Raw genomic sequence first — 6,000 nt, forward strand, 5'->3', positions numbered from 1 at the left:
TTCCTTTCGACTATTCATTCGTCAATATCTTTATCGGGCTGTTTCTCTGCATGGTGTTTATGGTTAAAGCGTACAGGCTTTTCAGATAAGACTGTAAAAGGCCTGACTGTCTGCTGGCTGAAAGGAAGCCGGAACAGGGCATCCTTTAAATCTCTTAAACGCAAGGGATAAACCGGCCCGATATAAGGAGAGCCGAAGGATTTAAGCTTTAGTAAGTGAACAAGAATGAAGGCGAAGCATATGGCAATACCCATTAACCCAAGTAGTTGTGCTGATAAAAGGAAGGGGAATCTTAATAGCCGGATCGTATTGCTCATTTTGTATACTGGTGTTGTAAACGATGCAAGAGCAGCAAGAGCAACTACAATAAGTAAGACATTACTAGTTAAACCTGCATCTACCGCTGCGGTTCCGATTACGATACCGCCAACGATACCGATGGTCTGGCCGACTTTTGAAGGCAGCCTGGATCCAGCTTCTCTTAACAGTTCGATAGTCAGTTCCAAAATAATAGCTTCAATAATAGGAGGAAAAGGAATTCCGCTTCGGGACGATATTAACGTATAAAGCAAATCCTCCGGTATCATTTCGAAATGAAATGTTAAAACAGCTACATATAAAGGTGTAGACAGCACGGAAAAAGATACAGCAAACAAGCGGATTAACCGAAAGAAAGAAGCAACATGCCAGGTTAAAAAATAGTCCTCAAATGCCGAGAAAAATTCCACAAGAGTCGTCGGCCCAGTAACTGCACTTGGCGAACCATCGCATAGAATGGCAATTTTCCCCTCCGATAATACCCCTGCTACCCGATCAGGCCTTTCAGTCTCAATCAGCTGGGGAAATACAGAGTTATTATTATCTTCTATCATTTGTGTAATATAGGTAGTATCTATAACTTGATCTATATCTATGTTACTTATTCTGTCAATTGCCGTATTTACTATATCCTCGTTTGCAATTCCTTCTATATAAACGACTACAACCTTTGTTTTAGTTAATCTTCCGACAATCAATTCCTTAACGTATAACTCAGGTATAGGCAAACGTTTTCTAAGTAAATTAAGATTTGTCTCCAAAGACTCAACGAATGATTCCTTTGGACCCAAAACGGTATATTCATTTTCAGGTATAGTTATCTGCCTTTTTTCTTTAGAAACAGCGGGAACCAGCAAGCATTTGTTAGTCAGCGGCTTTTGAATTAATATATTTCCATTCAATAGTCTACTTTGAATTTTTGTTATGTCACCCGTAACCAAAACACTCTCAACCGGAAGGATTTTTTTTAGGTAGTCTAGAGATTGAGAGGGATCCAGGTTAAGAATGGGCAAAACATCCCGGTGGACAGTCGCCGTATCTACCATTGATTTATAATAGGAAACCGTGTATACATCGCTCTGTTCAAAAGAAATAAAATCCTTAGACGCGCGGCATTTACTCAATAATTCTTTTAATGTAAGCTCATCTTTTCCTGAAGACGGTTTACTCTTGTTCCGAAACCAATTCATCATCGATAGGGTCCTGCCTTTCAAATCAAAGGAAATAGTATGTATCCCAAAATAAGATTCCCTTCTCTTCTGTTTTTATTAGAGAATGGGCAGGTGGTATATAAAAAATATAAAGCAGGATTACTTCCAGCGTTTGTTAAAAGGTATAATCTGTATTTCTACAACAAATAATACGAGGGAGTTTAAAAGTTATTCAAAGAGTCCGACTGGGCCTAAGGGAAGTTTCAAAATGGACAAATAATTCCTATTTGGAAAACAAATCGTCTATCGAGGACGGAACGGATAGTAATGTATTCTTTTAAAATGGAAGCACTTGGATTATGGGCAGCTTAATAATAAAGGAGCAAAGTATGCCTTATGAAAAATCACATTCCTGCCCACGAGTTTATACATGAAGAAAGGACCAGATGGGCTGATATATTATTAGAGCACTGGTATCATAATGTCCTTTTTAGTTCGAACTGGTGGCTGTTATTATGCTGCACTTTGATTCCCTACCTCATTTGGTGGAAATTGGCTGATAAGGGAAGGTTGTTTGAAATTTTATCGTATGGAATGTTAACAGCAATTATATCCTGTTTTTTTGATACTATCGGAGTAGACTTAGGTCTCTGGGATTATCCTTCTAATTTATTTCCACTGGTTCCTTTTTTTGTTCCTGCTGATTTTACGGCAATACCGGTAACTTCCATGCTGCTATTTCAATACTTTACATCCTGGAAGACCTTTTTTGCGGCCTCCGTAGGGTTAGCGGTTGTTTTTGCATACATTTTTGAACCTCTATTTATAAAACTGCAAATATTTGAAATGTATGATTGGAAACATATTTATGGATTTATAGGCTTTACCTTCATGTTCAATATTAATTGGTTTATCATGTATTTTTTGAAAAAGCGCAAATTTGATTGATGAGCAAAGCTGCAACCGCTTTATTTGTACTAGTCTTAGGTGAAAAAGCTGTGTAACCCCTTATCGATAAGAAAACTGATCTGATTTCTAGATCAGTTTTTATTTACTTTCAAGTGAAGTCTATTTGTTTTAAGCTTTTCCTGTTTATCTAGTCATTATCGTATCATCTTTAATATTCCCTTAATTATCCAGAAAGACTGGTGGTTAGCACCCGTATGCTTTATAATGTTTATTAAGCTGGAAGGTGCAAAAAAGCATTTAATCTGCAATTCTTTTTAACCTCCTAAATTCAGGATCACTTTTGTATAATTGCAGGTAAAGGATTAGGACCAGTCATTCATATCTCTAAGAGCAGCGATTTTTGCTGGTAAACTATAAAAAAGTTGGAAATACAACAACCTGATCTTTGATAGATTTTTATACATCATATTTTATAAGGGGCGTAATGGATGTCTGATTCGAAGGTTCATATAAAGGTCCACTCTAATGAATTTGTTTGGGACAAGGCAGAAGGATTAGTTACCTTCGATGGAGCCCCTGCTTTATTGTTTTGGGATTCCGCGATTGAATTATTCCTTAAAACGATTGAAGAAGTATCCGGAAAGGATGTCTCTACCACTGTGTTTGAAGCTACAGGCTTCAGAATGGGGCACCTTGTGAGTTCATACTATGCAGGAAGGACTGATTTTGAAGAAATCCTCCTGCAATATAGTGACATATATCGAAATGCGGGCTGGGGAAATGTAAATATCTCTTATTTTTCTATAGAAGAGAAAAGAGTTACCGTTCAGCTGACAAACAGCTGGGAACATCGTATATTCAAAAGTATGGATAAAGAACAAGCAGGGGTGCTGCTGCCGAGTCATTGGGCAGGTGTTTTTAGCGGACTATTTAATGAGAATATGTGGTATAAGACTGCTCAAAGTCAGCTGGCAGGCAATTCATATGATGAGATTGAAATATTTGCTTCTAGTATTACTCCTTCAAAGAACATACATAATTTAACCCGGCAAAAAGAACGGCAGTATATTACTGAGCTGGAATCTAAGGTGAACCAGAGGACTGAAGAATTAACCTCTTTAGTCAAAGATTTATCTTCTCCTGTTATTCCGGTATTAAAGGATATACTGGTTATTCCACTTATGGGGACATTCAACGATGAGCGGTTTGAGGATTTAATCCAAAAAGCTCTATTTGAAATATCCAGACATCAGGCAAAGTATTTATTGATTGATTTAACCGCTATTAATACCTTTGATGATTTTACAATAGAAGGTCTTAAAAGACTGATCGGAGCGGTTCGGCTGCTTGGTGGTACATGCATACTTGTTGGAATAGCGCCATCACTCAGTGTTCAAATGGTCCATTCTCAAGTAGATATGAACGGCATTCAGTTTTTTTCTACTCTTCAGCATGGTGTACAATACGCGCTTGAACAAAACGGTTATGACATTACCCCTAAAAAAGAGTTCTAATTTCAACAAGCAAGCTGTCACTCTTGACAGCTTGTTTTTTATTTTGGCATATGCATTAAAAATTGCTTATTTATACACATATTCATATCAAAGAGGGAGTATAATAGTAAATTGTAAATATGAAAAGAATGAGGTAATATTATGAAAAAAATTGCGTTTCTACTATTTAGTGCGATATTCCTTTTAGGAGCCTGTACGAATAACGGTCCCAAGAATTCGGATAAAGATAAGAATAAAATTCCTGAAATACTTTCTGTGGAACTTTCCGTACAGGAAAAAGCAGAGATTAATGAAGAAGTAAAGCTAGCAGCAAAAGTTACCCAGGGGAATGAAACGGTAGAGGATGCGGATGAAGTAAAGTTTGAAATACGTAAATCAGGCGGCACAGACTATGAAATGATAGAAGTGAAAAAACAATCTCACGGTGTTTATTCCATAAACAAGAAGTTTCAGGAAAGTGGAACTTACACGGTTATATCTCATGTAACAGCAAGAGACATGCACAGCATGCCCAGCAAACAAATCACGATAGGCAGTCCTGCCTCTGACCCGGATGAACATTCACATTCCGAAGGAAACGAAGAATCTCATGGACATCACCATGAAGGGAATGTCAGCATTAAATTCCTTAGCCCGGAAACGGTGAAAGTAAACAAGGAAGTTCAATTCACAGCTCACATTCAAAATGAAAATCAGCCGCTTGAACATGCAAACGTCCGTTTTGAAATATGGAAGGCTAATGAAGAAAAGCATGAGTTTCTTAATTCTATTGAAACAGGAACCGGTGAATATTCCTTAAATAAAACCTTCGCTGCTGCTGATACATATGAAGTGGTTGTACATGTGGAAAAAGGGGATATTCATACACACAAACAGCAAAAAATCGTTGTAAAATAGTTCTAGAAGCCACCTAAAAAAGTGGCTTTTTTTATTTCGGCTTTCTATTCTGTTATTTGGTAGTGTAAACAGTATGATTGTGTAGAATTTAGTCGGGTTTTGCTTCTTTCTTTACCTGTCGAAATCTGTTATTGTGTAGGAAACGGTAGTATTTGGTTTGGGTGTGCTATAAGAGCTGCCAACTATGAAGGAGAGGGCGCTGCAAAAATGTCTGATTATGAACAGGCTCTATATGAACATATTATTCAAAACTCAGCGGAAATCAGTAAAAAATGGTTTGAAAACAGAGAATTTACTAAAGGTTCCATATATTCAACGGATGCAAGTCACCAGATTCAAAAAACACTAAAAGAACAGCATATATATACTATTGAAACCATTGCCAGCGGGTTTCTTGAAGAACCTTCCATTTTTCAACAGAACTTAGGAAAATGGATTAATATAGTAGTAAACAGCAGAGTCGAACACGGCACTCCGATCTATGAGTTTCTGTCAGCTCTAAGCAGGACAAGACAGCTTATTTGGACAGTCGTTGAGGAGTATAGTCTGAAACATGAACACATTGATAAACAGAGGATTATAAAATGGAGTGCTTTGTATCAGGCAACCATGGATCGGTTAATTAATGAATTCACCAGAAGATACCATTCAGCTACATCCATTAGAATCCTGTCGCAGCAGCAGCTGCTGGATGAAATAGACAGCCCCATCATACCTGTGGTAGATGCTGTAGCAGTCCTGCCAATCATTGGTTTTGTTGACGAAACACGAGCCGCAACACTACTTGAAACCGTACCTGAAAAATGTATGAAAGAAAACATTACTTATCTGGTGATTGATGTTTCCGGTGTAAATAATATTGATACCTTAGTAGCTAATCAATTTTACCGATTAACCGAAGTTCTTAATTTATTGGGAATAACGCCTATCGTATCAGGGATTAGTCCAGAAATAGCTATTACAGCTGTTAGGCTGGGGATTGTTTTTGACCGGACTAAAACATATAGTAACTTAAAACAGGCTTTGCTTCATTTTGGTGTTCGTAAAATATAAAGACTAATATAAAATGCAGTAATAGTTCAATAATGCTGCTGAAATATAAAACGGACTCCCGATCAGTGAACTATAACCCGATTAATGGACACTAAATTAAAAGTGCCCCTTAATCGGGTTTTTCTATGTCATCAGGAAGAAAACCCGTTTATAATAAA

The 6,000-nt window shown here is 37.3% G+C and carries 5 protein-coding genes; 4 read left to right on the forward strand and 1 reads right to left on the reverse strand.

Going from position 1 to position 6,000, the window contains the following annotated elements; translation table 11 throughout:
* Nucleotides 1-14 precede the first annotated feature (14 nt).
* Nucleotides 15-1,508, reverse strand: a complete 1,494-nt coding sequence (locus JOC77_RS16265; RefSeq protein WP_420850679.1) for a spore germination protein — start codon at nt 1,506-1,508, stop codon at nt 15-17.
* A 357-nt stretch (nt 1,509-1,865) separates the two neighbouring features.
* Between JOC77_RS16265 and JOC77_RS16270 the strand changes: the two genes are divergently transcribed.
* The 4 genes from JOC77_RS16270 (at nt 1,866) to JOC77_RS16285 (ending at nt 5,842) form a co-directional block, all read left to right on the forward strand.
* The gene (locus JOC77_RS16270) at nt 1,866-2,417 is read left to right on the forward strand and encodes a CBO0543 family protein (RefSeq protein WP_204545175.1); all 552 of its coding nucleotides are present in this window, start codon (nt 1,866-1,868) and stop codon (nt 2,415-2,417) included.
* A 449-nt stretch (nt 2,418-2,866) separates the two neighbouring features.
* On the forward strand, nt 2,867-3,892 hold the full coding sequence (locus tag JOC77_RS16275) for an STAS domain-containing protein (protein ID WP_204545177.1): 1,026 nt from the start codon (nt 2,867-2,869) through the stop codon (nt 3,890-3,892).
* Between the two features lie 141 nt (nt 3,893-4,033).
* Nucleotides 4,034-4,789 (forward strand): FixH family protein, encoded by a 756-nt coding sequence (locus tag JOC77_RS16280; RefSeq protein WP_204545180.1) that lies wholly within the window; start codon nt 4,034-4,036, stop codon nt 4,787-4,789.
* 207 nt (nt 4,790-4,996) lie between these two features.
* The gene (locus JOC77_RS16285) at nt 4,997-5,842 is read left to right on the forward strand and encodes an STAS domain-containing protein (protein WP_204545189.1); all 846 of its coding nucleotides are present in this window, start codon (nt 4,997-4,999) and stop codon (nt 5,840-5,842) included.
* Nucleotides 5,843-6,000: the final 158 nt, after the last annotated feature.

Source organism: Peribacillus deserti (assembly GCF_016909175.1).
GTDB lineage: Bacteria > Bacillota > Bacilli > Bacillales > DSM-1321 > Paraperibacillus > Paraperibacillus deserti.